This is a genomic window from Streptomyces nigrescens (assembly GCF_027626975.1).
Classification (GTDB): domain Bacteria; phylum Actinomycetota; class Actinomycetes; order Streptomycetales; family Streptomycetaceae; genus Streptomyces; species Streptomyces nigrescens.
In genome coordinates this window covers 1-24,654 of the sequence record NZ_CP114203.1, presented here as the reverse complement: position 1 = coordinate 24,654, position 24,654 = coordinate 1, and the positions used below count along the sequence as shown (strand labels likewise).

Here is a 24,654-nt window from a genome sequence, read left to right as displayed (position 1 = left end):
GAGGAGTACCTGATGGGCAAGGACATCGCAGGCAAGAAGTTCTCCATCCTGAAGGGGCAACACGAGCTGACCGTCAGGCGATGCACCGTAAGCGTGGAGTCGATCGAGGTCGCCTACCGCGTGACACCGCCTCTGCCGGAGCGGTGGCGGGACGAGCCGGACGGGTCCCTTGCGGAGGCCGGCCCGCCGATCTTTCTCTCCGTGGAAGCCGTTGACGACCTCGGAGGGGAGTATCTGGATGGCGGCGGTGCCTTCGGCACAGACGCAGAAGGCCGCTTCACCGAAGGGACACTTACCGTGCAGCCCGCCCCTCCTCCCACAGCCAAGTCTTTGACGCTGACCTTGATGCTCAGATGCGGAGACCAGCAGAGCACCCTTCACCTGGAGATGCCTCTCTAAGCAGAGGACCTACAAGGGCTGCGGCGGCATGGCGAGGAACTTCCACACCGGCTACCACAAGGCCAGGAACACCAAGGTGAAGCTCAACGCACCTGCCTGAGCGTTTGAAGCATGGGCCTGCCCCGAAGGCTGGGGCAGGCCGGGCAAGCAACATGGCCCCGGCCGGGCGAACCGGTCGGGGCCATGCTGTCGTGGGGCCGCTGGTGGTAGCGGGTGCGGAGGGATGTTTTGGCGGAGGCTTGGGGCGCGAAGAGCAGGCCCCGGTTCATTTGTCTCCGCCCGCTGAGTGGCAAGCAGCTGATGCGACGGCTCCACCGCCTCGGCATCCGCGCGAGGCCGGTCCGCAGCACCGCCCTCCTCGACCTCGCCGCCGGGCTCCCCGCCGTCGTCCTCAGCAAGCTCCTCGGCATCCATATCCGATCCGCCACCCGCTGGACCCAGCACTCCGGAGCCTCCTGAAACGCCTACGCGGCTGACTTCTCCCGCCGCCAGCGGGAAGAGCTCCGCAAGTTCCAATAGCCGGACCTACCAATATCGAACCGGGCGAGCTGCAGCGCCTGGTCCTCGCCGCCATCGCCCCCGTACGTCGACCGCGCCGTGCTCGCGCAGCAGACCGCCCGGGAGGAAGAACAGCGCCGTGCCCTGGCCGACTTCCTCGGAGGCTGGGGCACGGCGGGTGGGACGTCGATCTAGTGCTGCACTGGCGCCTGAGCGGCCTGGGCGAAGTGCTGCACGATGGCCTTGGTCCCGGCGCCGACTTCATCGGCCAGGGCGCCGCTGCGCGGGTCGGCCAGGTGAACACGCATCCGTAACCCGTCAGGATCCGACGAGGCGCCGTGAGCGCCGGGTGCTGGCGGCAAGGTTCGGATCCCACAAGGACTGGGTGGGGTTGCAGCCGGCCACCCATTCGGGGAGATCGTCGTCGGAGGGCTGTGCGCTGCCGCCCCATTCGGTGCCGGGCTGGATGTAGAGGGTGTGAATGTCGCGGTGCTTTTCGGGGTTGTAGCGGACCTCGTTCGCGGCGTTGTACACGCCCCACCCTGTGGCGGTGATCGACATGCGCGCAGCGCGCCCGAACGCGACCGCGGGCGGCCGGTGGTGGAAGAAGAACCAGGTCTGGCCCAGCCCCTGGATGGTCAGTCCGACGGCATAGCCCCGCCGGACGACTCGTTCGTCGCGGGTGGTCTGCCGCGGGAGCGTGTCGACCGTTTTGATCCGGTCGTACTGCGTGGTGCTGTTGCTGTCGAACCAGCTGGTTCCGTTCAGTGCCATAGGGCGTTGTACTGCGCCACACTCATGGGGTCCAGGCGACACACGACCGCGCGACTCACGACGGGTCGATGTCCTCCAGCTGCTCGCGCCGCTCCTCCGCCAGCGCCCCCCCAGGCAAGCCCTCGGCACGACGCTGTCGATCTCGGTGGCCTTCCGGGCGGCGGTGTTACGGGGTTCCGCTCGTTGGGAGCGTGGCAGCACAAAGTCCCGGAGGTCCGGGACCTTGTGCGCTTCGTTTGACCGTCGTGCTCAACGACCGGCTGCCGCGTTGGTCACCGTGCGGTTCATGCCCACTCCAGTCCCAGGTCCGCCAACTGCTGCAGCTTGTCCGCGGTGAGCTTGCCACGCCTGCTCTTAGTGTCGACCAGCCGGCCCCGCCGATGCTGAGATACTCGGCGTCGCCTACGGCGTGCAAGACCTTTGGAGTTCCTGCGTCGGGTCGGCCTTGATCCCGAAGAGGTGCGGCTGAACGACCCGCTGATCGAATGGCGCGGCGGCGGGCCGGAGGTGTGGAGTCCCCCTCCCAATTGACGTCCCGTTCGTTCGCTCACGCCCGTCCGAAGGCTCTGGCGTCGGTGGCGGCGCCGTCGGACGTGCGGGGCCGGGCCGTCGGCAGCGGGCCCGTCTACGGGAACCGTTCGCACTAGGAGGAGTCGTGTGCGAAGGTGCGCTCCCAGTGCTCGTAGAGGTCCTTGGCCAGCCGTTCGCCGCCGGGCTGGCCGTGGTGCATGTGCCACAGAGCGTTGTCCGCCTTGGCTTTGAGCGCGGCGAGGTAGCTCATGCAGTGGTGGGCGTAGTCCTGCCCGCAGTCGTCACGCTCGTCCGGCAGGCATGGGCGCGTCGCCACGCCGCATTCCTTGAGGACCTCACGCAGCTGCAGTGCGTAGTCCATCCACGCCCGTGACATCCCCGGTTCCGTCTCCAGCAGCGTCATGTCGTTCGCCCTTGTTCGGTCGGTCCGCTACCAGACCAACGAGCTGAACGCCGCAGTGTGTCGGCCGTATCGGTCCGGTCGCTCTGCGTGGAGGGCGAGTCGGTCCCAAGGATCCGCCGGGTCATTCCAAAATTTTGGAATGACCCGGCGCGGGTGCGGCGGTGGTTCGGCGTGTGGCCGGGCTGGCGGGGGAGTGGTGGGTCAGGTGGGCAGGGTGTCGATCGCGGCCTGCCAGGGATACGCGTCCAGGTTGCCGTGTCGGGGTTTGTGGGGCGTGAATCCGTTGTCGCCGAGCAGCAGGGTCACACCTGCCTTTCGCAGGGTCTCCACGCTGCGTGGCACTGCTGGGTGTGCGTGCTGGGCGTCGTTCCAGTGCGGCAGGGCCACGGTCGGGATGCGCAGCCCGATCGCTTCGGTGACCAGCCCGAGAGCGAGGGTGTCCGAGGCGCCGGCGGCCCACTTGTGCAGCGTGTTGCTGGTGAGCGGAGCGACGAGGATCGCATCGGGCGCCGGCAGCACGTCCGGCTGGCTAAGCCGAGTCCCTTCCAGCCGTCGTCCGATGCCGAGAAGATCGCGAGGCTCGCAGATGGGGACCGGCCTGGGGTGATCTCGCCGAAGGCTCGCGGGAGGTCGCCGTCGCCGGTCCGCACACGGGCGGTCTGCTGGTAGTCGGTCATCGTGCCTGTTCACCCTCCACCGGGCCGCGATCGGCGTCAATCCCCACGGAGGCGGCCGGTGGTGCGCGATACCAGGAGAGGCAGATGTGCCTCGAATGAGTTCTGATTTCTGAAACCTGCGCAGGCCAAAGCCTCTCCGGCCGCCCGCAGTGACGGCACAGGCGGGTGCGGCCGGCGACACTCTGGGCGGTTAGCCGGGGTCTGCTTCCGGGGCCGGGCTTTCGGTGAGGTATTGCTGCTCGGCGGTGCGTACGTGCCGCTGCTCGCGACGGATCCGTTCTTCCTGGATGGCGCAGTGGGCCAGGCCGAGGACGGCCAGGACGATGCCGGTGGTCATGTATCCGTGGGGGAGCGGTGAGTCTGCCGGTCCGCCGGCCACGGGCCGGGTCGCATCGATGAGCAGCCATGCCGCCATGGACACGGCGGTGCCGCCCATCCAGCAGGCGCCCACTGCGATGGGGCGCCACAGGGGGCGGGCGAGGGGGAGCCCGAGCCCGCTGCGCAGGACTCGGGTGGCGGTGTCGGCCCTGCGGGTGGCGACGGGTTTGGCCACCGCGCACGCGGCAGCCACCACAAGCAGGACCACGGCGAAGGTTTCGGTGAGCAGCTGGACGACGTTCAGGGCTGCGAGCGTCGTCATAACGGCGAGGTCCCCGATCAGCAGGGTCCAGCCCAGGGAGCCCCATCGGGCGGCCCACAGACCGTCGTTGCCCCGGCGCCACGTCTTCCAGCACCACCGGGTGACCGCGGCCGTGACCGCCCACAGTGCGACAAGCGGCACGATCGTCCTCATGAATGGCTTCCCTTCCCCCATGTCCCGGCCGGCGGTCCCGCCGTGGCGTGCCGTCACTTTACGACTGGCGGAAGCGAGCCCAGAGCGTACTGGGCGCCGCCCCGTCCGGTGGGCCGAAGCTCGCCTGCGACACCGTCGCCGCTCGAGGTTGCGGTCGCACCACGCGGTGACCGCCCTGACCCGCCTCCTTGGAGACACTCACCAGTCGTCGGGGGCGCTTCCCACCCACGCGATCGGCTGCTCCTCGCTGTTGTGGACCTCGTGACCGCCATCCAGGACACAGATTTGCCCCCAGCGGCCGTGCTTGGCCGGCCAGATCCGGGCAAGCACGGCCGCGGCGCAGGGCCAGTCCCTGCGCCGTCTCCCCGGGCAGGTCGACGGGCGGCCTGGACGAACCCGACGGGTTCGGTGATTTATCGGACGCGCTCGGGCGGTGCCGTCAGAATCGGAGCAGCAGGCGGCGCGACCCCTACCCAGCGGCACCGCGGCAGGGGTACCGGGTGGTACCGGGGTCCTCCGCCGCGCAGGCGGCACGCGCGGCCCTCGCCGGGCGTCTGGTGGCCATCCGCATTGCCGGTGCGGCTGTGCCTGTACGGCGGCACGACCAAGGGGCCCACCACATGATGCAAAGTAGCCCGTGCGTCGCCCTCCACACCTGCCCCGGCCGCTACTATGGGACCGGCCCATGACGGGCAACGCACCGGGAACGAACGGCAGTTCGGAGGGGGCGATGCTGTGCCGACGGCATTACGCGACGTTGTCAGGTACGCCGTTGAGCTCGCGGCGCCCGAGGAACTGCCGCTGCTCGACGGTCTGACCGAACTCGACGACGTCCAGGCGGAGCGCGCCCTGACGTCCCGCAGCCGGGCTCGTGAACGGCTCGGGTTCGGCCTCACTGAAGCGGTCGCGCTAGTCACTCCCGTGCTGTGGACGGTGCTGTCTGAGGCCGGTCGCCACGCCGTGGGACTGGCCGTCGACGGTGCCGTGGAACGACTGCGGGCCCGACTGCGTCGGCGGCGTGCCGACCTGGCGGGCGCCGATCGGTTGACGCTCCCGCCGATGCCACCAGAGCGCATCGAGGAAATCCGGCACGCAGTCCGTGAGCGGTGCCTGGCCGCGGGGGTGAACCGGGCCCGGGCGGTGGCGGTCGCCGATGCCGTTGCGGTGCGCCTAGCGATGGACGAATTGCGCAGCAACCGGGAGGGCGGGGATCCGCAGCAACCGGGTCCGGCGCAATGAGCAGCGCCGCCGACGCCAGTTCCGTGGTCGGTGGCCACGCCGTCGCCGGTCCCGATCGGCGGGTGCTCGTATCGGGCACCACACTCCGCTTCGGCCTGCTTGCCCTGCTGGTGGCGACTAGCAGCGTCCAGCTCCTCTGGCTGGCGGCGCCCCAGCCCCCCGTGCACGGCGTGCCAGACGCCAGGTACACCTGCCTGTACGCCGTAGGCGAGAATCCTCCCTGGGGCCACTTCGCCTCCATCCGTATCGTGACGAACGAGGCCCGCTGGCATGCGTACAGCGCCTGTGTCCAGCAGTTCTCCACCTCGCCTTGGCCCTGGGTGTTCGGCGGCACCGTCCTGGTATTCGCGGTGGCGCTGCTCTTCCACTGGTGGACACCCGCCTGGAAGATCCGACGCGGTCGGCTCGTCCCGGTCCGAGGCGGCAGCGAACTAGCCGGTGACTTGGTCGCGTTGACGCAGCGCGCGGGACTGGTTGGACGGGTGACCTTCGTGATCCGACCCGCGGCTGTCACGGCTAGCGGGGTCGCATTCGGACGCTGGGGCCGGTCAACTGTCTGTCTGAACGCCGGACTCGTCGCTCTCCGCCAGCAGAACCCTGCCCTCTTCCGCACTGTGGTGCTCCACGAGTTGGCGCACGTCCGCAACCGTGACGTGGACATCGCCTATGCCACCGAGGCGCTGTGGCGCGCCTTCGCGGTGCTGGTACTGCTGCCGTATACCCTGCTGTGCCTGGTTCCGGCCGAACTGCTGGGCAACCCGGCCAGCGCGGTGACGCTCTGGCAGCAGCAGTGGGACGTGGGGGTGCGCGGTCTGGTGCGGCCGGCCGTCCTCTTTGCGCTCGTCCTGCTCGCGCGAGCCGATGTGCTACGGACCCGTGAGCTGTATGCCGATCTCGACGCGGCTCGGTGGGGAGGGGAGCTGCCACACCCCGGAGCCGAGGGCCGGCCGGCACGGGGCCTGCCCACCGTGCTGCAGAGCGCGGTGTCGCTGTGGCGCACCCATCCGAGCTGGGCCCAGCGCGCGAGCGCTCTGCACGACCCCGCCCCGTTGTTCGGCGCCCAGCCCGTCATGCTGTTCCTCAACGCGCTGGCCGCGATGGAAGTCGTGACGGCGCTGTATCCACTGAGCAACGACACGCCGGGGCCGTACACGTGGCGCTCCGCCCCTGCCTGGCTCGTCGCGGCCGCTATCACTGGTATCACCGGCGTCGCCCTCTGGCGGGCGGTGACGCACGCCGTGCTGACCGGTCGGCCCGGTCCATCGGGACTGGTCGCCGGCTGTTGGCTGGGCGCGGGGCTAATGGCGGGCGAGTTGCTGACCTTCCGTTCGTCGGCGAACGGATGGCTGCCACCCCAGCCCTGGCTGCTGTTGCTGCTGGTCATAGCGGGCGCCGTACTGTGTTGGTGGGCGACCCGATGCGCCGAGCTGTGGCTGGTCCGCTGCCGGGGCCGGAGCCCGCGGTGGACGCTGCTGGGCGGGCTCGCCGCGTTACTGCTGGTCTTCGGTGCCTGGTTCACGCTGTGGGACCGGGTCGGTTCGCTCTACCTGCTCGACCTGGCCTCACCCGGCGACGCCGCACGTATGGAGCAAGTACTGGGCACCACCCCGGACAGCCTCGGCGCCGGGCAGCTCCAAGCGATCTTCCCGGTCCTCGGCGTCGCCCTCCAGTTCGTCGTCAGCGCGCCCCTGACGGCGCTCGGAGGCGCCGTGCTGTGGCTGTACCCCCTGCTTGCCTGGGCCCGCCGCCCAGTCACCGGCGTGCCGGCCTGGGTACGTTCGGCCCTGGGCGGGGCGGTGGGCTCCTGGCGGACCGCCCCCGAAATCCCGCCCCTGCGATGGGTGTTGTCTCAAGGCATGGTGGGCGGGGCGCTCGCCGTGTGCTCACTGACCGCCTTGGCCTGGTGGCTGCACCCGGGCCATCCGCGGTCGGGCGGGGCAACCTGGATCATGGTCGTCGCCCTGCTGACGGCCTTCGCCATAAGCACCATCGCCGCGTTGACTGCCGCCCTGGTGTACCGGCGCGCACCCGCGCACCGTCTGCCCGTCGCACTGGTAGCCGCAGGGATCACCATTCTCGTCGGAATGTGCGGCGCGATCGTGCTGCTCGGCACCGACGGGTGCGTACGGCAGCGGTCACTGTTCGTCGAGAACTGCGGATGGGTGACGGCCCCGTTGTGGGGGCTGATCCACTCGATCACCGCACTCGTTCTGGGCATCGGTTTCTATCCTGCACTGTTCGCAGCGTTGGCCGGTGCGGGACTGTGGCAGCGGTGGCTGGAGCCGTGGCGAGCCCGGAGGAAGGCATCGGAAAGGCCGCCGACTGCCAGTCCCCACCTCCCCAATCCGCCTGCCGCCGCTTGCCACTTCCCCACTCCGTCACCCGCCCTTCCCCCACCAACTCGAACAGTCGGCCGCGCTGCCGCTCACCTCCTCGGGAGTGGCTTGCTGTGCCTGCTGGGTGTGCTGGCCGCACGCGGCGTACTGCATGCCACTCGCCCCGACCACCTGCCTTTCCCTTGGATCCAGCACACCCAGGAAGCCGTCGCGCTCGGGCTGCTGGTGACCTTCCTCCTGGTGTGGTGGGCGGCCGCCCGCCGATACCGCCCGGCAGCCGCCCTAGCCGTTGCCGCCGGTGGGCTGCTGCTCGGCCTCGCCGCGGCCTTCGTGCTCCAGGCAGCGGACGGCTGCTCCGGCAATCCCAGCACCCTCACCCGCACCTGCCGATGGCGGCCCGGCACCAGCTGGTTCCTCACCAGCTCGGTCCTGCTCCCCACCGTCGCAGCGCTGGTCACCTGGGCACTGGCGCTCGTCGCCCTGCTGCGCCCCTGCCTGGTCTGGTGGCGACAGCGGCGCACGGGGAGGCAGGCTCCCTACCCGTTCCCCCGCCCGTTGTGGCAGCACCGCACGGTGATCGGGGTGGTCTGCGCGGTCTCGTTGACGGCCCTCGGCGGACTGCCCCCGGCCTCCGATTCACCTGCGTCGGCCCCAGTGGCTCCCCCTCCTACGCTCGCCGCCGTCGGCCCCCGCCCCAACGACATCGACGTCGCGGTGTGGTGGGTAAACGTCGGCAGCCCGCTGACACATTCCCTGGACACCAGCCGCGAGGGCGTGGTCACCAGCATGCGGGAGTTCAGCCGGCGGGTCGATTCAGCCTCCCTGAAGGCACTGGGTCGCGCCTGCGAGCGGTGGGCCACGAACGCCCTCCGTGCGCAATCCGCCCGTCCCGCTCCGAATCCTGCGTTGGCGAACGCCTGGCGACAGGCAGCCCGGTCAGCCCGGGACGGCGGAACCCTCTGCCGGCGAAGCATCGACCGTCTCGATACGGACGCCTTCGACACGGCCATGGCCGATATCGTCCAGCAGCTCAGCCACACTGGCACCTTCTACCGCCTGCTGGCGCCCTTCCTCCGGCGCATGACCTGGACATCCCTGCCCGGAGATGAGCACGTGAGGAAACATTAGGCGTGGTTGAGCGAGCCGCTCTCGCCGCGGGGTGGGCGTGCCGACACTCGACCTGCCTGCCTCTCTGGGCGAGATCACTTTGAAGACGGGCCGTAGTCCCGATCGACTGACCAAGGGGGCGCCCGGCTGGTAAGGCGGGCACTCCCTTGGACGCCTCCGAAACGAACAGCCCGTTGTCGTACCCCCTCCGTACCCTTGGCACCGAGGCATCTGCGACAGGAGGGCAACATGGCCCGCAACTCCATCAATCAGCGCGCGATCGAGAAGCACCTCAAGGAGATCGCTAAGGGCTATGAGCGCGCGGCACGGAGAAATCCGATCCGTGTGCCGATCCAGACAGGGACGTCAGGAAGCTCGCTGCCCGGCCGTGGCACTGCCGAAGTCGAGCCGATCCTGGCGCGACTCCTGCTGTGGCTGGACGAGCAGGCACAGCAAACCCTCGCATTACGTCGACGTGACCCAGTTCGTCGAAGAACAGCAGCTGCACGGCGAGGACGCCTCTGTGCTCGACTTCGAGCTGGAACAGCGCGACCTGGTTCGTGTTGCGCGCACCTTCGGCGGCACTCCCGACGTTTACCTCACCGACGCGGGCCGCGCCGCGATCCACCGCCTGAAGAAGCTGCGCCTGGACCGCGCCGCCCGCCGCCCGCCTTCGCTACACCATGGACGCCTTCCAGCGGTGGCTGTTCGACACCGCCGGCGACCAGAAGCCCATTAACCCGGTGCTGTTCCTCGTCACGCCCGCCGCCTACTTCGCGGGATCCGAGATCACCGGTACCGAGATGCACGAAGCGCTCGCCCACCTGTCCCAGCACCAGCTGATCGAGCACCTCGACACTGAACCCGCCACGGTCGCCATCACATCCCAGGGCGTCAGTTGCGCCCTGGCAGGAGGAAGTGTGCAGGACCACATCAACCAGCCCCGCCCCGGCACCACGTACAACAACTATCTGCCGAACGCCAAGGGCGTCATCATCGGCGAGCAGCAGCACTTCACCCAGAACAACACCGACGGCGTCGACCCGACGCTGTTCGCCCAGCTCGCCGGGTACATCGGCCAGGTCAGCACCACCCTGGGCATGTTCGAGACGGACCGCGTTGAGCTGGAGCGCGCCGCCCAGGACCTCCACACCGAGGCGACCTCCGAGAACCCTGAGCTAGGCCGCCTGCGCCAGTTCGCCAACCAGCTCAAGGCAAGCTCCTGGAGGCCGGTACCACCATCGCGGCCACGATGGGCGTACAGATGGCCGACCAGGCCCTCGCCGCGCTGATGCAATAGCTCTTCCAGCAACACCACGGGCCCCGGGGGCAGTCATGCGTCCCCGGGGCCCGGCCTTATGGAGTCGTACGGGTCAACGACGGCCCCACTCCGGCGTAACGGACCGCGTGGCCGTCAGCCGTCGTCGCCCGGCGGCTCGGAGTGCAGGCAGTACTCGCACCTGGACGCCGCATCGGTGCGGCCCATGCACCGCCGGCAGGTGCCGCGCTCGCGGACCGGGCCGCGGCCGTCCGCGCCTCCCGGGCACGTCATCACTGGCTGGCCGAAGCCGAAGCTGAGCACAGCCGTCGCCCTCAGCCGTTTTACGCGCCAGCTGGGAGACGTCGTCCGCTGAGCGCTCGTCACCGTTGTTGCCGGTCTCCACCGCCAGATAGACGGCGAGGCAGTCGTCCGTGTCGCAGACGACGGCCACTCCTGTAGGCATGCGATCTCCTCCTCGACCGTCCGGAGCGGTCAGCGGTTGTTGCGGTAGGCGATGATGCCGTCGGCGACCAGGCCGCGGCCGCGGGCGGTGCGGAACTCTTCCAGCCGCTTGGCATCGGTGCACTGCTCCGGCGTGCTCTCCGGCGGGGTGCGCACGCCGAGCTGCGGGCCGTAGAAGCACACCGCGTACCCGTGGTGCAGGGCGGCGGAGTACCAGTCGGGCGAGGCCGCGACGGTGATGCGGGAGTAGACGCCGCCGTCGGGGGAGCGCAGCTCGATCCGGTCGTCGGCCAGCCGGTGCAGGGCCCAGCCGGGGATGGTCCGCAGATCGGCGACGCCGCGGGGGAAGCGCCGCATCCCGGATGCGATGGAGCCCTCGACCTGGATCTCGGTGGGCGCGCCGCCCGGGAGCCGGGACATCATCGCGCGCTCGGGCTCGAAGAGGGCCACCGGCATCGGGTCCTCACCGTCGGTGGTCTGCAGGGTGCCGGTGTCCGGGTCGATCCCGGTGGCTACCTGTCCCAGCCCGAGCACGGGGGAGTTCATGTAGAGCAGCCGGCCGTGGTCGTCGACGTTGTCGCTCAGCTACTCCCCGGCCGCCAGGATCTCCGCCTGGCTGACGGCCCGGTCGTCGATGTGGAACCGCTGACGCGGCGGCTGGTTGCTCTGCTGCTTCTTGGGCTTGAACCGTCCCATCGAGGCACCCCCCTTGGTGTGTGATCAGCCAAGCCTCAGCCAGGCGCGAGCGGCGGCACAAGACCGCCTCACGTCAACCAGCCGTCGAACGGCAAGAGGCCCCCGGCGCTGCGCCCATCCGTCACGTCGCCAACAACGGCCACGGCCCGATCGCCTGGGTCACCGCCTACGAAGAGGCGTACGGGCCGCCGCCGGAGATCTGGTTCACCGACGCCGACGGCACCGTCGACCAGAGCGCCATCGCCCGCTTCCTGGAGATCGGCACCTTGGTCGCTGAGTGGGACTGCGGCCCCGCTGGCGACGACGACGTCGCTTCTGAGCCGGAGACCGTCCGCCGGTGAGAGCCCGATCGCACCTTCGTCGACAACGCTCCGCCCTCAGATTCAGGGCTTGGTAGGCCGGTTGTCCTGATCCGTCCCCGCGTCAGCTCGACCCTGGGATGATCAGGCCGTTACTGGACAGCAGCGAAAGATTTGGGGGAGCCCGGTGTGGGACTACTCGGAACTCAGTGCGGAGGCACGCAAGCTCGGAGGCCCTGATGCTCTGCGGGCGGCCTACATCCAGATCGGGCGGAGGCTAGGCCAGCAGCGAGCCTTCACTCTCGGTGCCCTTGCCGTCGGCGTGCCGGTGGCTGGGTGGAAGGTTTGGAAGGTCTACCGTGACCGCCGCGCCGTCGCCGCTTCCCAGGCCACGGCCGTGACCTCCGAGGCCGCGCTGGCCACGGAGGAGGCTGCACTGGCAGAGGCGGAGACTGTACTCGCGGCTGTTGAGGCCGCGCCGACGGTCGACGAGCCGGAGCTGGAGTCCGCCGCCGAGTCCTCGCCGTGGGCCGCCGTAGCCCAGTCCACCCCAGTGGCTGGCGGGCACGTCAGCGCGTAGGGGCGCGAACGCCCCAGCGCTGGCTGCGCAGCGTCGGCAGCAGTCCGGTGAGGGGGAGGAAGACCGTCGAAAGCCCCGCCCGCATCGAGCCCCACCCCCGCAGGACACGCCATCCACCGGGCCCAGAGCGGAGTTTCTGTCCAGGCGGGCCGGTGCCGATGGCAGGCCTTCCCTTCGGAAATGGAGAACCGACTGTCAGCACGGACGAGTACTTTCTTGAGATCCACGGGCTCCCGCGCGCGGGAGCCGAGGCACGCAACCAGCAGCGAGATCACCCCTCCCGTTAAATCCTGGAGCTCCCATGCCGCCCTCCCCCGATCCACTGACCATGCAGCGCCTGGCATACGTCCGATATCTGTACCGGGAAGGCGTTGAGGAGAGTCGTCTACCGACCCCGCTGCGCTCGCGGGCGATCACGTCCTTCCACGACGCCGTGGAGAACTTCATTGGGCTTGTCGCACAGCAGCTGGGTGTCGAGCTCAAGAGGAACACCGAGTTCCTGGGCTACTGGGAGGCAGTCAAACCGTTCGAGCTCCCCAAGAAGGAGCAGATGAGACGGCTGAATGACGTGCGCGTGGCACTGAAGCACAACGGCACATTCCCCTCCGAGCACCAGATCGAGCAGGCCCGTGAGGCCCTTGCCGACTTTTTCACCACAGTCACGCCGAAGGTCTTCGAAGTCGACTTCGATGCGGTCGACATGGTCGACCTCCTGACACAACCGGAGACAGCCCGGCTCGTCCGTGAGGCTCAGACGCATGCCGATGCAGGCGACTACCCCATGGCCATGGCCGGGCTGGTGCTGGCCTTCGACGCTCTTCTTGACCACTACGCGACAGGCGATCGACCTGCTGGGGAGTCGCCCTTCAGATTTGGTGCGCGTCTGTATCGGTCAGATGTGGTCCAGATACCGGGTTCCGGCAACAGTCAGATCAACCCGAAGTTGAAGAAGCTGGGCCAATTCGCCATGGACGCCCAAGACGCTCTACGCGTGATCAGCCTCGGCATCGACTACCCGAGCTTGGCGCGGTTCAGGGTGATGTCACCGCCGGTCTACGGCTACGCCGATGGCAGCCAACGCTTCGTAAATCTCCCCTCAGTACGCACGCTGAGCGCGGACGACTACGACTGGGCGCGACACTTCATCATCGAGTCCGGCCTTAGGGCGTCTCGGGCTGATGAGATCCGCGGAATGCAGGAGCGAGCACACGAGCTGAACTGGAACCCGAAGACGCCGTTCGGGGAACGTTCATGGACGGGACCGGTAGAACCGACTCCATATGAGGAAGTGTCTGTCTTCGAAGACGAGACGCTAGACCCGTGAGGATTCCTCCTCGAAGCCGGTCTGTTCCGCCTCCTCAGAGCACCGCTGGGTGCGGCCCCTCTGGCCCCGGACAGCGAAGGACCCCGGGCCGGCCGCGCGCCCCCGGGGGTCCTGTCCGCCGGTCTCACCCGACGCTCACCAGCCGCCGGGTGCGCTGCCCCCCACGCGATCGGCCAGCCCTCGCTGTTGCGGCCCCAGTGCGGTTCCTCCATCGAGGCCTCGTGCCCGTCGGGCAGGACGCAGATCCGCCCCCAGCGGCCGTGCTTGCCCGGACAGATCCCTGCGAGCCGGGCCGCGTCCTCGTCGTGCACGGCCTGGTCGTGCTGGTCCTGGAACGGCTGGAGACGGCTGCACAGCGCCGCGCCGAGCTCCCTCTCCGCCGCCTCGATCCGCGCCCGCGCCTGCTGCACCCCAGGGTCGACCAGCAGAGCCGAGACAACCGCCGCCGCCTCACCCGTCGCCATCACGCCGCGGCCTGTGTCACGCCCACTCCAGTCCCAGGTCGGCCAGTTGCTGGCGTTGTGCGGGGGTGAGTTTGCCGCGCCTGGATTTGGTGTTGGATACCCATACGCCCAGTTTTACGACTGCTGGCTCCGCCGCGCCGCCGCCCTCACCGGCAACGGTGATCTGTTCGCTGTGGCCGCGGGGCACCGGTCGGTCGCCTTCCCGCTCCACCCACTGCGCAAGGGCTGCCAGCCCCCGCTGGAACGCTGCCTGCGCCCTGCTCGCACCCTTCGCGCCGCCCGCCGCCGGAGCGACCTCGGCCGGGGCTGGAGACACGGCACGGGACGTGCCCCGCACGCCCAGCGCGGACAGCCGCTTCTGCTGCTCGGGCGAGAGCTGGGCCCAGGTGCCCGGCTCTTGTTGCCGCCACCTCCAGGTGCCGATGTCGTCGCCGTCGAAGGTGACGCCCGGAGCGATGTAGGGGAGGTGGCCGTCTGCGTCGACGAGGTCGGCGAGGACGCGGTAGTGACGCTGCCAGTTCAACGACCACGGGCAGTTCCAGTCCGGGTCGATCGCCGCCAGCTGCCGCGCGCGCTCCTCCGCCCGCTCCGCGTCCTTCCCGAGGCCTCCCTTGCGGCGGAGGTTGGCCATGTGCTGCCCGACGGGCACCATCGCCTCACCTTCGCCCCAGACGGCGTCCTGTCGGGGGGCGAGGTGTCCGGTGGCGCGCCGGTAGGAGCGGAGCGCGGCGAGCTTGGCCTCCCACGCCTCCTCGCCCGGCTCCCACACCATGCCGGCCTCGTCGAGCAGCTCCTTGCGGTGGGGATCGAGTTCACCAGCCCGCAGTGCCCGCCGCTGCTGGTGCACCCACCGCCCCAGCGGAAACGCGTCGGTGGACCCGGCTGTGGTCTCGACGTCGTAGGCGACGGCGTGCAGGCCGGTGATCTCGTGCTCGGCGCGCCAGCGTCGCAGGGCCTGGTAGCCCTCCAGCCACACCAGGGACTCGGGCCGGATGACACGGCACCGGGTCAGCGCGGCGACGTCGGCGGCGTCGCGGGGCCGGGCGAAGTTCACCACCACCGCATCGACACGATCCACCTCCCGTTGCCCCTCGCTCTCACCCTCCTCCGCCTCCTCGCCGCCTGTCCCCGCACCGCCGGGAGCCGGCCGGACATGGAGACGCCGGCGCTCCTCACCGCGGGTCAGGGCGCGGGAGGCGAGCTGGTCGACCATGCGCTCCGAGTGCGAGCGCAGGCCCTGAAGGATGTCGACCAGCGGCTGGTAGCTGGCGGAGGCAACCATGTCCTTGGGGTCCTCGCCGGGCTCAAGGAAGATCGGGATGATGATCCGCGCAGTCTTCACACTGCCATCCGGATTCGGCCGCAACGCCCTGCCGATGTTCTGCACGATGTCGACCTGCGAGGTCCGGGAGCCGACGATGCACACCGCCTCCACGCCGCGCAGCCCGGTGATGTCGACCCCGACACCCAGGGCCCGCACCGAGGCAAGGAACGCGCGGTGCACCCGCCTGCCCGCCGCGTTGATGCCGTTGGCGAACCGACCGATCACCTCACGCCGGTGGGCGACGGGGTGGTCCCCGCACAGCCAGTCGGCCCACACACGGTCCGGCGGGACGTGGCGACCTTCCTCCAGCTCGTACAGCTCGGCGTCGAGGGAGGAGACCGGCAACTCCTCCGCACGGGCCAGGGCCGCCTCGGACGCCTCGGCGGCGTGCAACTCGGCGGCCGTGGCCGGCATCTGCTCCGCGAACGCCCTGGCCTCTTCCACCCGCTGGTGGAACGTCATGACAGTGTGGAGATTCCGGGCCGCGGCGTGCTCCAGCAGCGCGGCCTGCAGCAGCGCCAGGCGCCGGCCGCGCAGCGCGTCCTCGGACAGCCCCAGGACCGGGTCCGGATCGCGGATCTCCAGCACGTCAATCTCGAACCCTGACCCTTGGGTATTGCATTAGGTGGGTGAGTTGTCGCAGGTCGTGAGGTCACTACGGGGCGGCTAAGCCTTCGTACGCTACTCCGAACCCGGCCTTTTATCAGGGCAGTTGGAGGATTGATCCCGTCTGATGCAGGATTTGCCCGGGAGACGGGAGGTCCTGGGAGTGGGTTCTCGACACGGGAGCGAGCTTGCTGGTGCCGCGCATCTGGAGCTGGTCGCTGGCGTGGTGCAGATGCGGCCGCAGGACGCGATGGTGGAGGCGATGTTGCGGGGATGGCGTGCTCAGCAGTCCGCGCGTGGGCTGAAAGCGGACACGGTCGAAGCGAGGGAACGGACCGTGCAACGCTTCTTGGAGTTCACGAACGAGTACCCCTGGGAATGGACGCCGGCTCACGTGTATGAGTGGTCGGCGTCTTTGATGGGGGAGAGACATCTGGCTCCGTCCACGGTGCGTGCGTACCAGTGTGAGCTGCGTTTGTTCAGCGAGTACGTGACCGATGCACGCTATGGGTGGGCGGAGGTGTGTGAGGCGGAGTTCGGTACGCACCCGGTGGCGATTTGCCACGAGTGGAACACGATCGCTCATCTGAACGGCTATGAGGGTGATCCGGAAGCCCGGCCCTTCACCCGCGAGGAGCTGCAGCGGTTCCTCGACTATGCCGATGAGCAGGTCGATCGTGCGGTGCGCGCCCGACGCAAGGGCGCGCTCGTGGCGTACCGGGATGCCACCTTGTTCAAAGTTGTCTATGGCTGGGGATTGCGGCGCACGGAAACGTCGAAGCTCGATCTCGTCGATTTCGGCCGTAACGCGAAGGCGCCGCAGTTCGGCCGTTACGGGATGCTGAACGTGCGCTACGGAAAGGCCAAGCGGGGACAGCCGCCGAGGCGCCGGAACGTGCTGGCGGTGATGGACTGGGCGGTGGAGGCGGTGCGGGACTACGTCGAGAACGTCCGGCCGAGGTTCGGCTGTACGGAGCACCCTGCCTTGTGGCTGACCGAACGGGGAGGCCGGGTCAAGCCCGCAGAGATCAATGCCCGGTTCGTCGCCTACCGCGATGCGCTGGGTCTGCCCCGCGCTCTCGTTCCGCACTCGCTGCGCCACTCCTACATCACTCATCTCACGGAGGACGGGGTCGACCGGCGGTTCCTGCAGCAACAGGTCGGTCATGAGTGCGACAGCTCTCTTGCCACCTATACCCATGTCAGCGATGCCTTCATGAACAGCGCTCTGCAGCGGGCGCTCGCACCTGCTTTTGCCGAGCCGTCGACTGTAGGCGGGCACGGATGAACGCGAAGCTCGACTACCGATGGCACCTTCGGCACGTCATGGCGGACCGCGGCATGTTCTCCACCACCGACCTGATTCCGCCTCTGGCGGCGCGCGGCATCACCTTGTCCACCAGCCAGGTCTACCGGCTGGCCGTGGAGCGACCGGAGCGGCTGAGCCTGAAGATCCTCATGGCGTTGCTCGACATCCTCGACTGTTCGATGGACGATCTCATCGAGCCTGTCGTGGCAGCCGAGTCCGCGAAGAGGAAGAGGGCCGCAGCGGGTGGGGCCGGTGGCGAACACGGGGTCGGTGATCTGAGACCCACACGTGCCCGTATCAGCAGGGCCGACGAGTGACCCCCGCATCCGAGGCCGAGTACGCCTCCGATCCAGTTCAGCGGATCGTCTCCCACGTCTGCCGCATCGAACAGCACCTCTCTCCGGACCAGGTGCGCGATGTCATCGTGAGCATCACTTCCGAACGGTCTAAACGGCGCCGTCTGGCCGATGCGCTGGAGGCCGATCCGCAGGTACTGCGTACGGGCCGTCCACCGGCTCCGAAAGCTGTTGCCGAACTGCTCTTGGCCTTACAGGCAGCCGGCGCAGGCAATGTCGCTGCACCGCGTTGTTCACGGTGTGACCGTGAACAACGCAAGATTTCGTACTGGGCTGCCGGCACCTGGGGGTGTGGCTCGTGCTTCGAGGAACACAGGCCCTGCGCCGGATGCGGCAAGGCACGCAAGACCGTCAGCCGGGACCGGGAGGGGAAACCACGGTGCCATCGCTGCCCCGATAGCGACCCGCAAGCCATCCCCGCTCTGGCCGCGCTGGTCAGGGGCCACAGCCCGGGTTTGAGTGAGCAGACGGTCGAGCGGGCGACGCAACAGGCATGCCATTACGTGCTGCAGCAGGAGAGGATGGCCCGAGAGTTCCTCGCCCGGCCCGAACTTCTCACCGGCCAGGGGCATCTCGCTTCGCAGGCAGCGCTGAGGTTCATCGACGCACTCCTCGCTGCAGGTGCCACCGGGATCACCCGACCGTCCTGCCCCCGCTGCCACCGGACAGTGCGGCTACGGCCCATGGTCGACGGACAACGAATCTGCAGGACCTGTTACGGGCGGGTCAGAGCCGTCCCCTGCACCCTCTGCGGTGCTGTGCGGGATCCGGCTGCCCGCGATCTTGATGGCGGGCCGGTCTGTGCAGACTGCGTCGTCAACGACCCTGCCAATCATGAAGAGTGCCGTAGCTGCGGCCGCCGCCGCAGAGTGGCCAGCCGTCTTGCCGATGGGCCGCGGTGCGTCAGCTGCCGCCCGCGCCAACAGGTGACCTGCACCATGTGCCGACGCACGGGACCTGGCTGGGTCTCACCCGTCACCGGTGAGCCCTGGTGCGACGGATGCGAGAAACGCTGGGCTACGTGCAGCGGATGCGGGACCACCGCACCTACACGGGGTGGAACGCGCGAGGCCCCTCTATGCGCCAGCTGCGTCAACCCGGACCCGGCTGCCTGGAGTCGCTGTAAGACCTGCGACGCTCCCTGGCAGCTCACCACCCGCACCTGCCCCAGGTGCGTTCTCGGCCGGCGGCTGCGCGAATACCTCGGCGGGTCCGGCCAGCACCTCCCTGAACGTCTCACTCCGCTGTACGAAGCCCTCCTCAACAACGGACGGCCGGACACGACCATGGCCTGGCTGAAACTGCCGAGGGTCATCACTCTGCTGCGCGCCATCGACGCCGACCCGCGCCCCTTGACTCACGCAACCCTGGACGAACTGCCCTTCAACAAAGCGGTTTCGCATCTGCGAGGAATCCTCGTTGCCACTCAAGCCCTGCCCGCCCGCGACGAATACCTCACCCGACTGGAACGTTGGACCGCCCAGGCCCTGAAGGACCGTACCGATCCTGTTGAACACCGAATCCTTCATGGATACGCCGTCTGGCACCATCTGCGCCGCCTCCGCAACCGTCTGAACAACGCACCCGCCACGAGGCTTCAGGCCGCCAATGTCCGTACCCACATCACCGCGGCGGTGAATTTCCTGGACTGGCTCCGAGAACAACACCTCGCCCTCGCTACCTGTACCCAGCCCGACCTCGAGCGATGGATCACCTCTCCCCACTCCACCTACCCCTGTGAAACCAGCCACTTTGTCCGCTGGTCGGTCTCTCACGGGCACGCCACGGGACTGACCTATCCTGCAGTCCGTTGGATGGGCCCAGCCCACAGCATCGACAGCGAACGTCGCTGGACCGACGTACGACGCCTGCTCCACGACACCACTCTCACCACCCCGGACCGCGTCGCCGGACTTCTGCTCCTTCTCTACGCCCAGCGCCCCAGAACCATTTGCCGGCTCACCATCGATCACGTGGTTTTAGAAGGTGGTCACACCCGGATCCTGTTCGGGAGTACGCCGGTCACCCTCCCTGAACCGCTCGCAGGTCTCGTCCGGGAGCTTGCTGACACGCGCAAAACGCGTTCCAAGCCCCACACTCCAGACGCAAGCCCCTGGCTGTTTCCTGGGCGCCGTCCCGGTGAACACATCGACTTCGCCGGCCTCGACGAGCGGCTGAAGAGAATGGGACTGCGCCCCCGCCCGGACCGTTCAACTGCCTTGTTCACCCTGGCAGCCGGGCTTCCAGCAGGGTTCCTGGCCCGCCTGCTCGGGATCCAGGTCGACGTCGTCGTCATCTGGCAGCAGATTGCCGCAGGAGACTGGGCCGCTTACGCAGCTGACGTAGCTCGCCACGGAGATCAAACGCCGCCCTGATTCGCGGTGGCATCCCATTCAGATGGTGGACTCAGATATTCCAACTCTCGGAATACCCCGCAGACACCGGTGGAGACGATCGGGCCTGCCCAATGTACAGAGACGGCGGGGGAGTCGGCGAGTTGGACAGCAGCAGCTGTAACCCGTCAAGCACGCTGCCCAGATCCCTATGACGTGCTCATCAAGGTTAGCCAGGGCGACCCCGACCGTGGGTAGAGCGGGGCTGCTGGGACGTCAGGCGTAGTGACTTGACGACTTGGTTGTCAGTGCCCACTCGTAGAATTTTGTTGTCCATGTTGCGTCTCGTGGGGAGGGAGGTGAACCTCATGGCCAAAAAGACCGCCGGCGGCTCCGGGCAGCGAGCCCGGAGCGCCAAGACGGGTCGGATGGTGACGATGGAATATGCGCGTCGTCACCCCACGATCACCGTGGTAGAGACGGTTAAGAGGCGTTCCGCCAAGAAGTGACCTCTTGAAGTCTCGAACAGGAGGGGTGCCGTGTCTGTGGTGCCCCTCCGCCCGTGCCACCTTAGCGAGCCGTATGCGTACGTCCACTCAGCGGTATACACGGCTGCCGTCTCGCCTGACCGCGCTGGCCGACGGTCCGCTGTTGCTGTTCGTGGAGGGCGACCCGCGTGCGCTGACGACGGCCCGCACATGGTGGTGGTCGGGGCCTGCTCAGCCACCTGGGACGGGGCGCGCCACCGAGGCCGCAGTCCGCACCATGGTTGCGTACCGATCGCGCTGCCGCTATCAGACCTGGCCAACGGGATCGACGTGGCTATGCACCTGGCGGCTCTGCGCAACGGAGTACGCAACGTCGCCTTCCGCGGACGCGGAACCGGCCTGGACCGCCTTTCCCCACTCATCGCCATGTCCATGGATCCCGCAGACGCCTGAGTTGCGAGGCTTGCACGATGCCTTGCTCAGCGGAAGGTCCGGAGCGTACTGATGTCGTCGGGCCTTCCCCACGTACAGGGTTCGACAGCAGATTCTCACGCCCATTCCACGCCCAGCTCCCGCAGCGCGGCGCGCTGCTCGGGGGCCAGCCGGTCCCGTCTCGTTTTGGTGTTGGAGACCCATACGCCCAGCTTTACGACCACCGGCTCCGCCTCACCGCCGTCGACCGCGATCGTCTCGCTGTGGCCGCGGGGCACCGGCCGGTCTCCTTCCCGCTCGATCCATTGCGCGAGGGCGGTGAGGCCGCGTTGGAACGCCTGCCGCGCCTTGCCCTGTCCCTTGGCCGCATGCTCCTCTGCCGGGGCTACAGCCGGCGCCTCAAGGGGCTGGATGCCCAGCCGGGAGAGCCGTTCCTGTTGTTCGGTGGTCAGTTGCGCCCAGGTGCCTGGCTCTTGTTGGCGCCACCGCCATGTGCCGAGGTCGTCGCCGTCGAAGACGACGCCCGGTGCGATGTGGGGCAGGTGGCCGTCGGCGTCGACGAGATCGGCGAGCACCCGGTAGTGGCGTTGCCAGTCCAGCGGCCACGGGCAGTTCCAGTCCGGGTCGATCGCGGTCAGCTGCTCCGCGCGCACAGCGGCCCGTTCCGGGTTCTTGCCGAGGCCGCCTTTGCGGCGGAGGTTGGCCAGGTGCTGCCCGATGGGCACCATCTCCTGGCCTTCGCCCCAGACGGCGTCTTGGCGGGGGGCGAGGTGTCCGGTGGCTCGGTGGTAGGAGCGGAGTGCGGCGAGTTTGGTCTCCCAGGCTTCTTCGCCGGGTTCCCAGACCATGCCGGCTTCGTCGAGGAGGGTTTTGCGGTGGGGGTCGAGTTCGCCGGCCCGCAGCGCCCGGCGCTGTTGGTGCACCCACCGTCCCAGCGGAAAAGCGTCCGTCGAGCCGGCCGCGGTCTCGACGTCGTACGCGACGGCGTGGAGTCCGGTGAGCTCGTGCTCGGCGCGCCAGCGTCGTAGGGCTTGGTAGCCCTCGAGCCAGACCAGTGACTGGGGTCGGATGACGCGGCATCGGGTCAGTGCGGCGATGTCGGCGGCGTCGCGGGGCTGGGCGAAGTTGACCACCACCGCATCGACGCGGTCCACCTCCCGCTGCCCCTCGCTCTCGGTCTCCTCCGCCTCTTCGCCCTCTGTCCCCGCGCTGCCGGGAGCCGGCCGGACATGGAGGCGCCGGCGCTCCTGGCCGCGGGTGAGGGCGCGGGAGGCGAGCTGGTCGACCATGCGCTCCGAGTGTGAGCGCAGGCCTTGGAGGATGTCGACCAGCGGCTGATAGCTGGCGGAGGCCACCATGTCCTTGGGGTCTTCGCCGGGCCGAAGGAAGATCGGGATGATGATCCGGGCGGTCTTGACGGTGCCGTCCGGATTTGGCCGCAGTGCCCGGCCGATGTTCTGGACGATGTCGACCTGGGAGGTGCGGGAGCCGACGATGCACACCGCCTCCACGCCGCGCAGCCCGGTGATGTCGACCCCGACGCCCAGGGCGCGCACGGAGGCGAGGAACGCGCGGTGGACCCGCTTGCCGGTGGCGTTGATGCCGTTGGCGAACTGTCCGATCACCTCGCGCCGGTGGGCGACGGGGTGGTCGCCGCACAGCCAGTCGGCCCACACCCTCTGCGGCGGGACGTGGCGGCCTTCCTCCAGCTCGTACAGCTCGGCGTCGATGGAGGACGCCGGCAGCTCCTCCGCATGAGCGAAGGCCGCCTCGGAGGCCTCGGCGGTGTGCAGCTCGGCGGCGGTGGCCGGCATCTGCTCGGCGAACCCCCGGGCTTCTTCAACCCGCTGGTGGAAAGTCATGACGGTATGCAGGTTCCTCGCTGCGGCGTGCTCCAGCAACGCGGCCTGCAGCAGCGCGAGGCGCCGCCCGCGCAGCGCGTCCTCGGACAGCCCCAAGACTGGGTCTGGGTCGCGGATTTCCAGCACGTCGAGCTCGAACCCTGCGAGGATCGAGCGTTCCACCGCTTCCGCCAGTCCGAGGTCGAAGATCCTGGTGCCGTAGGTGCGGGAGTCGGCTTCCATCGAGGCGATCACCAGCTCCTGGCCGTCCCGGCCGCGCTGGGGCCGCGGCGCGGCCAGGATGCGCGGGGTCGCGGTGAGGTAGAAGCGGAAGTCGACGGGGATCCGGCTGTTGTCGTGGATCGCTGCCCAGGGCCGGCCGATGTCCCCGGCCGTCATGTGCCCTTCGTCCAGGACGGCGAGGTCGAACCCTGCCATCGACTGTCCGTACAGCCCTTCTCCGCCCGCCAGGGCCGTCTCCAGCGGCCCGCGAACCTTCCGCTGCCCCGTGGGGTCGGTGGGGTCCTCACGGTCCACCAGGGAGGCGTACGTGGCGAACACGACGACCGGCCCCTTGCCGGCCCACAGGGCAAGCTGGATCGGGTTGGTGGTGGTGCGCACGCCGAGCTCGTTCAGCACCGGGTCGTTGTCCACCGAGCACACCGCGACCATGGGGGAGCGGTGTCCCACCCGGCGCCAGGACTGCGCGCTCTGCACGATCAGGTCCAGCGTGGGCACCATCACCAGAATCCGACTCTCGGGGAAATAGTCCAGCGCGCTCGCAGCGGCCGTGATCGTCTTGCCCGACCCGGTCGCGGACACGCCCGTGGCACGCGCTCCCTCCGGAGGCACAAAAGATCTTGCAGGAAATCCAACCCACTTCCGGAAACTCGACTTCTGGTCTACCTGGTGTTCCTTGAGCGGAATCACTGACATTTCCTTGCCTCCCCGATGCCTAAATTCCCGTGGTTGTTCAGACGGCCGCGTGCGGATAGCAAGCCGCACCGGCGTCACTCCAGATCGACCCGTCCGCGAGGTGCCAGCTGCCGGGCGTCTTGTCCGACCTGCCGCGCTTCCACCCCGGCAGGTCGTCCGGGTCGTAGTGCCCGGCCTCTCGCGTGCAGAGGATGACGTCCCCGCTGGACATCTCCACCGTCCGTGCCGTGCACAGACCGCCGGCCTCGCCCAGCGCCTCCAGCACCCGGCGCCGCTCGGTGGTGTTCGGGTGCGTGCGCGGTAGCACGGTCCCCCGGACGAACTCCTCAAGCAGCACCAGGTCGGCCCGCTCACGCTGCCTCACATCCGCGAGATGTACGGCCAGTTCAGCGGCCCCGACCGACCACCACGCCGCGACCAGTCCCGGTCCGCGATGCCCACCAGGGCCTCGCTCACAGCCATCACGCCCTCATCCCAGCCGTCCGCGAACCCCGGGCCCGAAGAGGCCGGCGCCATGCCGTCCAGCTCGACCACCTCGCACTGCGCCCCAGTCACCGCGCCGGCCTCCAGCGCGGCCACCAGGTCATCCGCCTCCGCCGCAGGCACGCCCTGCGCCTCCAGGAGCACGAACAGCTTCAACCGGGCGTTGGTGCCCGCCGCCTGGTACTGCGTCACCCGGCGCACGGAATCGCTGCTCAGCGCGGATGCTTTTCCGGTAGATTCACTGTGACCGTTCATCTGCGGTCGTTCCTATCGAAAGATGAGGGAGTGTTCCAGGCTGTTGGAGGGTGTGCCTTATTTTCACCAACCCTACATGCTGTATCTCTCTGATGCATGCACTACACTGGAACTCGACACGATCGAGCGACCCCCACCCCCGTAGTTAGCCGGCCCGCGTCAGCGGGCTTTCAAGGCCCTGGAGGCGGAGCCGGAAGAGCTGTTCGGCGGGGAGTTACAGCGGCCCGTCCGGTAGGGGCTGAAGCGAAGCGTAAGCCCCGTTCACGGAGGTCAACCCGGACCCGTTCAGGGAGCGAAGCGGACGGAACGTCAACCGGGCCGCGCAGCGGCCCGGTTGTGCGGGATGCGAAGCATCCCGCGAACGCTCCCGCGGAGCGGGAGCAACACCCATGCGAAGCATGGGTGTTCGCTTGCATAGCGCGCAGCGCTATGGTACCCGCTCCGCGGG

21 protein-coding genes and 1 pseudogene are annotated in these 24,654 nt (G+C 68.7%); 13 read left to right on the top strand and 9 right to left on the bottom strand.

Annotated elements, in window-relative coordinates; translation table 11 throughout:
* Positions 1-12 precede the first annotated feature (12 nt).
* Both STRNI_RS00110 and STRNI_RS00105 read left to right on the top strand, forming a co-directional pair.
* Entirely contained in the window at positions 13-399 is a 387-nt protein-coding gene (locus STRNI_RS00110; RefSeq protein ID WP_277410252.1) for a hypothetical protein, read from the top strand.
* 300 nt (positions 400-699) lie between these two features.
* Positions 700-858, top strand: coding sequence for a hypothetical protein (locus STRNI_RS00105; RefSeq protein WP_277410251.1), 159 nt, complete (start codon positions 700-702; stop codon positions 856-858).
* Positions 859-1,215: 357 nt separating this feature from the next.
* Here the strand turns inward: STRNI_RS00105 and STRNI_RS00100 are convergent, their stop codons facing one another.
* The 4 genes from STRNI_RS00100 to STRNI_RS00085 form a co-directional block, all read right to left on the bottom strand.
* Positions 1,216-1,671: a hypothetical protein gene (locus tag STRNI_RS00100; protein WP_277410250.1), complete on the bottom strand. Its 456-nt coding sequence runs from the start codon at positions 1,669-1,671 to the stop codon at positions 1,216-1,218.
* Between the two features lie 643 nt (positions 1,672-2,314).
* Positions 2,315-2,605 (bottom strand): hypothetical protein, encoded by a 291-nt coding sequence (locus tag STRNI_RS00095; RefSeq protein WP_277410249.1) that lies wholly within the window; start codon positions 2,603-2,605, stop codon positions 2,315-2,317.
* A 201-nt stretch (positions 2,606-2,806) separates the two neighbouring features.
* Positions 2,807-3,124, bottom strand: a complete 318-nt coding sequence (locus tag STRNI_RS00090) for a flavoprotein (protein WP_277410248.1) — start codon at positions 3,122-3,124, stop codon at positions 2,807-2,809.
* Between the two features lie 348 nt (positions 3,125-3,472).
* A complete protein-coding gene (locus STRNI_RS00085; RefSeq protein WP_277410247.1) occupies positions 3,473-4,075 on the bottom strand; it encodes a hypothetical protein in 603 nt (200 codons plus the stop codon).
* A gap of 735 nt (positions 4,076-4,810) precedes the next feature.
* Here STRNI_RS00085 and STRNI_RS00080 point away from each other — a divergent pair.
* From STRNI_RS00080 to STRNI_RS00065, 4 genes are all read left to right on the top strand, one after another.
* Positions 4,811-5,314, top strand: a complete 504-nt coding sequence (locus STRNI_RS00080; RefSeq protein ID WP_277410246.1) for a hypothetical protein — start codon at positions 4,811-4,813, stop codon at positions 5,312-5,314.
* Positions 5,311-8,778, top strand: a complete 3,468-nt coding sequence (locus STRNI_RS00075) for a M48 family metalloprotease (protein ID WP_277410245.1) — start codon at positions 5,311-5,313, stop codon at positions 8,776-8,778. The genes STRNI_RS00080 and STRNI_RS00075 overlap by 4 nt, the downstream gene beginning before the upstream one ends.
* Positions 8,779-9,232: 454 nt before the next feature.
* Positions 9,233-9,496 carry a hypothetical protein gene (locus STRNI_RS00070; RefSeq protein ID WP_277410244.1) on the top strand — a complete coding sequence of 88 codons (264 nt, stop codon included), beginning with the start codon at positions 9,233-9,235 and terminating at the stop codon, positions 9,494-9,496.
* Positions 9,441-10,049 carry a hypothetical protein gene (locus STRNI_RS00065; protein ID WP_277410243.1) on the top strand — a complete coding sequence of 203 codons (609 nt, stop codon included), beginning with the start codon at positions 9,441-9,443 and terminating at the stop codon, positions 10,047-10,049. Before STRNI_RS00070 ends, STRNI_RS00065 begins: the two co-directional genes overlap by 56 nt.
* A 461-nt stretch (positions 10,050-10,510) precedes the next feature.
* Here the strand turns inward: STRNI_RS00065 and STRNI_RS00060 are convergent, their stop codons facing one another.
* Positions 10,511-11,026: a hypothetical protein gene (locus tag STRNI_RS00060; RefSeq protein WP_277410242.1), complete on the bottom strand. Its 516-nt coding sequence runs from the start codon at positions 11,024-11,026 to the stop codon at positions 10,511-10,513.
* 170 nt (positions 11,027-11,196) lie between these two features.
* On the opposite strand from STRNI_RS00060, the gene STRNI_RS00055 reads away from it, so the two are divergent.
* The 3 genes from STRNI_RS00055 to STRNI_RS00045 all read left to right on the top strand — a co-directional run bounded on the left by STRNI_RS00055 (position 11,197) and on the right by STRNI_RS00045 (position 13,379).
* Complete coding sequence (locus STRNI_RS00055) at positions 11,197-11,517, top strand: hypothetical protein (protein ID WP_277410241.1); 321 nt, start codon at positions 11,197-11,199, stop codon at positions 11,515-11,517.
* A 145-nt stretch (positions 11,518-11,662) separates the two neighbouring features.
* The gene (locus STRNI_RS00050) at positions 11,663-12,055 is read left to right on the top strand and encodes a hypothetical protein (RefSeq protein ID WP_277410240.1); all 393 of its coding nucleotides are present in this window, start codon (positions 11,663-11,665) and stop codon (positions 12,053-12,055) included.
* Between the two features lie 328 nt (positions 12,056-12,383).
* On the top strand, positions 12,384-13,379 hold the full coding sequence (locus STRNI_RS00045; RefSeq protein WP_277410239.1) for a hypothetical protein: 996 nt from the start codon (positions 12,384-12,386) through the stop codon (positions 13,377-13,379).
* A gap of 480 nt (positions 13,380-13,859) precedes the next feature.
* On the opposite strand, the pseudogene STRNI_RS00040 reads toward STRNI_RS00045, so the two are convergent.
* A pseudogene (locus STRNI_RS00040) lies at positions 13,860-15,773 on the bottom strand (helicase associated domain-containing protein); the annotation flags it as partial.
* 163 nt (positions 15,774-15,936) lie between these two features.
* Between STRNI_RS00040 and STRNI_RS00035 the strand changes: the two are divergent.
* The 4 genes from STRNI_RS00035 to STRNI_RS00020 all read left to right on the top strand — a co-directional run bounded on the left by STRNI_RS00035 (position 15,937) and on the right by STRNI_RS00020 (position 20,280).
* Positions 15,937-17,061 carry a tyrosine-type recombinase/integrase gene (locus STRNI_RS00035; RefSeq protein ID WP_338149694.1) on the top strand — a complete coding sequence of 375 codons (1,125 nt, stop codon included), beginning with the start codon at positions 15,937-15,939 and terminating at the stop codon, positions 17,059-17,061.
* Positions 17,058-17,399, top strand: coding sequence for a helix-turn-helix domain-containing protein (locus STRNI_RS00030; protein ID WP_277410237.1), 342 nt, complete (start codon positions 17,058-17,060; stop codon positions 17,397-17,399). The genes STRNI_RS00035 and STRNI_RS00030 overlap by 4 nt, the downstream gene beginning before the upstream one ends.
* Positions 17,400-18,724: 1,325 nt before the next feature.
* Positions 18,725-19,813, top strand: coding sequence for a site-specific integrase (locus STRNI_RS00025; RefSeq protein WP_277410236.1), 1,089 nt, complete (start codon positions 18,725-18,727; stop codon positions 19,811-19,813).
* A 326-nt stretch (positions 19,814-20,139) separates the two neighbouring features.
* The gene (locus tag STRNI_RS00020) at positions 20,140-20,280 is read left to right on the top strand and encodes a hypothetical protein (RefSeq protein WP_277410235.1); all 141 of its coding nucleotides are present in this window, start codon (positions 20,140-20,142) and stop codon (positions 20,278-20,280) included.
* A 527-nt stretch (positions 20,281-20,807) separates the two neighbouring features.
* Here the strand turns inward: STRNI_RS00020 and STRNI_RS00015 are convergent.
* From STRNI_RS00015 to STRNI_RS00005, 3 genes are read right to left on the bottom strand one after another with little or no spacing between them, the layout of a single operon-like run.
* Entirely contained in the window at positions 20,808-23,468 is a 2,661-nt protein-coding gene (locus tag STRNI_RS00015; RefSeq protein ID WP_277410234.1) for a DEAD/DEAH box helicase, read from the bottom strand.
* A 37-nt stretch (positions 23,469-23,505) separates the two neighbouring features.
* Positions 23,506-23,832, bottom strand: a complete 327-nt coding sequence (locus tag STRNI_RS00010) for a hypothetical protein (protein WP_277410233.1) — start codon at positions 23,830-23,832, stop codon at positions 23,506-23,508.
* The gene (locus STRNI_RS00005; RefSeq protein WP_277410232.1) at positions 23,829-24,143 is read right to left on the bottom strand and encodes a hypothetical protein; all 315 of its coding nucleotides are present in this window, start codon (positions 24,141-24,143) and stop codon (positions 23,829-23,831) included. Before STRNI_RS00005 ends, STRNI_RS00010 begins: the two co-directional genes overlap by 4 nt.
* Between the last annotated feature and the right edge of the window lie 511 nt (positions 24,144-24,654).

What these genes read in the sequence shown, in the direction of transcription:
- STRNI_RS00110 (WP_277410252.1), top strand. Translation starts at nt 13, where the DNA reads ATGGGCAAGGACATCGCAGGCAAGAAGTTCTCCATCCTGAAGGGGCAA.
- STRNI_RS00105 (WP_277410251.1), top strand. Translation starts at nt 700, where the DNA reads ATGCGACGGCTCCACCGCCTCGGCATCCGCGCGAGGCCGGTCCGCAGC.
- STRNI_RS00100 (WP_277410250.1), bottom strand. Translation starts at nt 1,671, where the DNA reads ATGGCACTGAACGGAACCAGCTGGTTCGACAGCAACAGCACCACGCAG.
- STRNI_RS00095 (WP_277410249.1), bottom strand. Translation starts at nt 2,605, where the DNA reads ATGACGCTGCTGGAGACGGAACCGGGGATGTCACGGGCGTGGATGGAC.
- STRNI_RS00085 (WP_277410247.1), bottom strand. Translation starts at nt 4,075, where the DNA reads ATGAGGACGATCGTGCCGCTTGTCGCACTGTGGGCGGTCACGGCCGCG.
- STRNI_RS00075 (WP_277410245.1), top strand. Translation starts at nt 5,311, where the DNA reads ATGAGCAGCGCCGCCGACGCCAGTTCCGTGGTCGGTGGCCACGCCGTC.
- STRNI_RS00065 (WP_277410243.1), top strand. Translation starts at nt 9,441, where the DNA reads ATGGACGCCTTCCAGCGGTGGCTGTTCGACACCGCCGGCGACCAGAAG.
- STRNI_RS00060 (WP_277410242.1), bottom strand. Translation starts at nt 11,026, where the DNA reads ATGAACTCCCCCGTGCTCGGGCTGGGACAGGTAGCCACCGGGATCGAC.
- STRNI_RS00045 (WP_277410239.1), top strand. Translation starts at nt 12,384, where the DNA reads ATGCAGCGCCTGGCATACGTCCGATATCTGTACCGGGAAGGCGTTGAG.
- STRNI_RS00030 (WP_277410237.1), top strand. Translation starts at nt 17,058, where the DNA reads ATGAACGCGAAGCTCGACTACCGATGGCACCTTCGGCACGTCATGGCG.
- STRNI_RS00025 (WP_277410236.1), top strand. Translation starts at nt 18,725, where the DNA reads ATGGCCTGGCTGAAACTGCCGAGGGTCATCACTCTGCTGCGCGCCATC.
- STRNI_RS00020 (WP_277410235.1), top strand. Translation starts at nt 20,140, where the DNA reads ATGGCCAAAAAGACCGCCGGCGGCTCCGGGCAGCGAGCCCGGAGCGCC.
- STRNI_RS00015 (WP_277410234.1), bottom strand. Translation starts at nt 23,468, where the DNA reads ATGTCAGTGATTCCGCTCAAGGAACACCAGGTAGACCAGAAGTCGAGT.